The organism is Clostridium sp., from assembly GCF_016650095.1.
Lineage (GTDB): Bacteria > Bacillota > Clostridia > Clostridiales > Clostridiaceae > Clostridium_AD.
Window position 1 is genome coordinate 1 of record NZ_JAENWL010000377.1, and the last position, 3,627, is coordinate 3,627.

Sequence of the window (3,627 nt, forward strand, 5' to 3'; positions counted from 1 at the left end):
GGTTTTGAAATCTTTAATACACTTCTCCTACCATCAGAGATGTTTAATATTAAAGCTTAGAGCCACAGACTAGAGAAGTATCCATGGGTAACTATATATTCTTATTAATCGTAGTAATTTAATACTTAGGCTATTCAACTTGGCTTGTATTTAATACTATTTCCTACAAGCCACTATGCCTTTAGGCTAGTGGTAGTTGACCTCGACGTCTTTTGCTCCAATGTCCTTTAGGGCCTCGCTAACATGATTTGAACAATGTCCACAACTCATACCTTCTATTGTTATTTTCTTTTTCATTTTTATTTCTCCCTTCGCTTTTTATTTTTTCCTTTGAATTTTGATCTTTATCTTAATGGCTTAAAGCCTTTTAAGCGTAATGTGTTTGTTAAAACTGAAACTGAACTAAAACTCATTGCCAATGCTGCAATGATAGAATTTAGAAGTTGACCTCCGAATAAGTGTAGCACTCCCATTGCAATAGGTATCCCTAATATATTATACCCAAAAGCCCAAAATAAATTTTGCGAGTACTATATCAATACCAACTTGAGCCCCATCCCTATAGGGGGGAGCATTCATTTTAAAAAATATTGATTACTAATATCTTTTCTTTAATTATATAGTACAATATTTTTGTATGGATTTTATGAAGAATTTAAATTTACCACTAAATCATGTAAAAAATTATAAGAGAAAAATTATGAGCCTTTAATATTTTTTATTACATGTTCGCTCTTTTCATTTAGTAATTCACCTTTTTATTCAATAAAATCGCATCCTTATATTGGGTAAATTTCATATACTTCACTTTAAATTATATTTCATCAAAAAACATAACCATCTAGTCCTATTGGGAAAGGCATTCCCATAAAGAAACCCTGCCTCATTACAAGTTTAGACTTTTTTAGCTAATTTAACATATATGACTAAAAAAATAACCTAGCACCAACTACACCGGCAATCACTCCAATTATTGCTTAATTAAACACAATATCATCATTAATTCCTCTTTTTTTAGCCTGGTGTTCAGCAAATATCACTGCTGAAATTATACTAATTACAATCATTAGCCAAAAAAATACACATAAAAAGGTCCAATACTAAATAATTCTTTCATATTCTATTCTCCTTTACAACAGTTGTTTTACCTGCTTTTTTTAATTTTAAAAGGTTGCACCATCAATTCCATTATTCACCTCTCCGTTAATACTAATTATAAGTTTATTAGGCAAACATACAATTATCTGACCTGGCTGCGAAATCCATCCAACTTTAACATCTAATTGATTAGGACAATCAGCAGCTTTTACCTTAATACCATTTCGTTTAACTGATATGATATTGTAATTACCCTTCTCTATTTTTATAGTAAACTCTTGTGGTTCCACTACCTTATTTAAATCAATAGTTTTAACTACCTTGCCATCACTCTTAATAACTGCGATGTTTTCTGCCCCCTTTATGGAAGTCTTATATATTGAAGCTACACTTAAGGATATTAGTACAATAATTAAAAGTATTATTCCAACTATTTTATCTCCACTCTTCATAATAAACTCCTTGTTTGCTACTTTAAAATTTAGTTTAGCATCATAATATGAAGATATTATGAATATTGGGATGACCATTAATTTGCTTTTCACTATCATATGTTTAAAGGAGGTTTATAATAATGGATGTTTTTTTACCAGGACTAATAATTGGTTTTAGAGAAGGCCTCGAAGCTTTTTTAATTGTTGTAATTATACTTCAATATTTAAAAAAGAGTGGCAATACTACTTTTAGAAAAAACGCATTTTCAGGAGCTTTAGTAGGAATTTTAGCTTCACTAGGAATTGGTGGAATATTATTTTTCATTTCAAAATCTATTGGTAAAACGGAGGAATTAACAAAGTTATGGGAAAGTTCAGCAAGTATTGCGGCACTAATATTAGTAACTACTTTTATTTATTGGATGATAATACATGGAAGAAACATGGTTACAGAAGTTCAAAATCAAGTAAAAACTAACCTTTCAGCTATAGGCATTTTTAGTATAACCTTTGTTATGGTTGTACGTGAAGGTGCTGAAATTGTAATATTTGTTTTTGCCGGTAAATATACTTTATTATCAATATTTACAGGTGTTGCTTTCGCATTGATTTTTTGCATATTAATTTATTTTTCTTTAGTAAGGATAAACTTAAAAATACTATTTAATATAACCTTAGCATATTTAATTCTACAAGCTGGATTTTTGTTAGGCTACGGCATTCATGAAGGTTTGTCTGCACTACATTCCTTAAATATTATTTCAAGTACAAGTCCTCTATTAGTTAAAGCATTTGACCTCTCAAATACAATTTTATACCATAAAGAAGGTATAATAGGACTTCCTCTTTATGTTTTAATTGGTTGGTACTCAAAACCTGAAATAATACAATTTGTACTTCAATATTTTTATACCTTCATTATGTTTTTTATTTGGTATAAACAATCTAAAAAATAGAATAAAAAACACTCCCCATAATAATATGTTATCTTGAACCAAAAGAAAAAAGCCATCTGAGCTCAGTCTCAGATGGTTTTATAATATTCTTGTTTATATCTACATACCATCTAAGAATTTTTTTAAGATTTACTCTTTAGAAGTATATATTTTTTGCTGTTATATTCTTCCTTTTTTATTTCTCCACGAGCAAATCTTTCACTTAAGATATTCAAAGAATCATCTGTAGTTTCTATATATTTAGCATTGTTTTGTTCTTGCCTAGATCCTACATATATAATAATCCCAATTAAAATTATAGGAATAATCATCATTCCAAACCAACCTCCCATCATATAAAATCATCCTTCCATTATCTTTATATTATTATTTTAATTACATGCTAGAATATTATCTTCCCATCATACTTCCATGAAACTCTATCATATCTTCTCTACCTATGGATCCCATCATATTAGCCATAGATTCATATCCATTCTCTCCCATTATATCAATCATTTTTTTATAGTCATCATCACTTATGTTATTCATAATATCATTCATAGAATCAAAATCCCTGTTTTCAATTGCTTTTGCTTCATCACTGAACCCGTTATCATTCATTATTTTTATCATATCGTTATAGCTCCCATTTGATTGAGCAACACTATTTTGATCATCCATCATTGAGTTTGTATAATTATTTGATGATTTATCGTCATTATTTTGCGAACTAATTATTGGTGTTTTGAAGTTGTCGATAGTTGTATCATTTTTAACAGTTGCATATGCAACTGAAACGCCGCCTACTGTTAGGATGCCGGCTATTACTAAAACCATAATTTTATTTTTCATTTAATACCACTCCTCTAATTGTTTTTCTCTATACATTTATTCTACTACTCAATTGTAGAGTAATTATGAAGATAATATATATCCTAATTAATACTTTTAAAATCATATAATAATAAAATGCCTAAGCGTTATATTTCATATAACACTTGGCATCATATATAACAACTGGTGCTAGAATAGAAATAGTACAATAGAAATTGAGAAAGTTCCTGATAAGTATTACAATAAAGATAATAGATGGAGGGACTTAATCATGAGAAAACAACACGATAAACAATTTAAAGAAGATGCTGTCAAATATTATA

General features: G+C 28.9%; 4 protein-coding genes and 2 pseudogenes. 1 reads left to right on the plus strand and 5 read right to left on the minus strand.

Features of this window, described 5'->3' with window-relative positions; translation table 11 throughout:
- Nucleotides 1-195: 195 nt before the first annotated feature.
- From JJE11_RS16560 to JJE11_RS16570, 3 genes and pseudogenes are all read right to left on the minus strand, one after another.
- A pseudogene (locus JJE11_RS16560) lies at nucleotides 196-297 on the minus strand (heavy-metal-associated domain-containing protein); the annotation flags it as partial.
- A gap of 47 nt (nucleotides 298-344) precedes the next feature.
- Nucleotides 345-524: pseudogene (locus JJE11_RS16565) on the minus strand (hypothetical protein); the annotation flags it as partial.
- Nucleotides 525-1,163: 639 nt separating this feature from the next.
- Nucleotides 1,164-1,550, minus strand: coding sequence for a NusG domain II-containing protein (locus JJE11_RS16570; RefSeq protein ID WP_291637609.1), 387 nt, complete (start codon nucleotides 1,548-1,550; stop codon nucleotides 1,164-1,166).
- A 122-nt stretch (nucleotides 1,551-1,672) separates the two neighbouring features.
- Between JJE11_RS16570 and JJE11_RS16575 the strand changes: the two genes are divergently transcribed.
- Nucleotides 1,673-2,488: an FTR1 family protein gene (locus JJE11_RS16575; RefSeq protein WP_291637610.1), complete on the plus strand. Its 816-nt coding sequence runs from the start codon at nucleotides 1,673-1,675 to the stop codon at nucleotides 2,486-2,488.
- 122 nt (nucleotides 2,489-2,610) lie between these two features.
- On the opposite strand, the gene JJE11_RS16580 is transcribed toward JJE11_RS16575, so the two are convergent.
- Both JJE11_RS16580 and JJE11_RS16585 read right to left on the minus strand, forming a co-directional pair.
- A complete protein-coding gene (locus JJE11_RS16580) occupies nucleotides 2,611-2,823 on the minus strand; it encodes an SHOCT domain-containing protein (RefSeq protein WP_291637612.1) in 213 nt (70 codons plus the stop codon).
- Nucleotides 2,824-2,878: 55 nt separating this feature from the next.
- Nucleotides 2,879-3,322: a hypothetical protein gene (locus tag JJE11_RS16585; RefSeq protein ID WP_291637613.1), complete on the minus strand. Its 444-nt coding sequence runs from the start codon at nucleotides 3,320-3,322 to the stop codon at nucleotides 2,879-2,881.
- Between the last annotated feature and the right edge of the window lie 305 nt (nucleotides 3,323-3,627).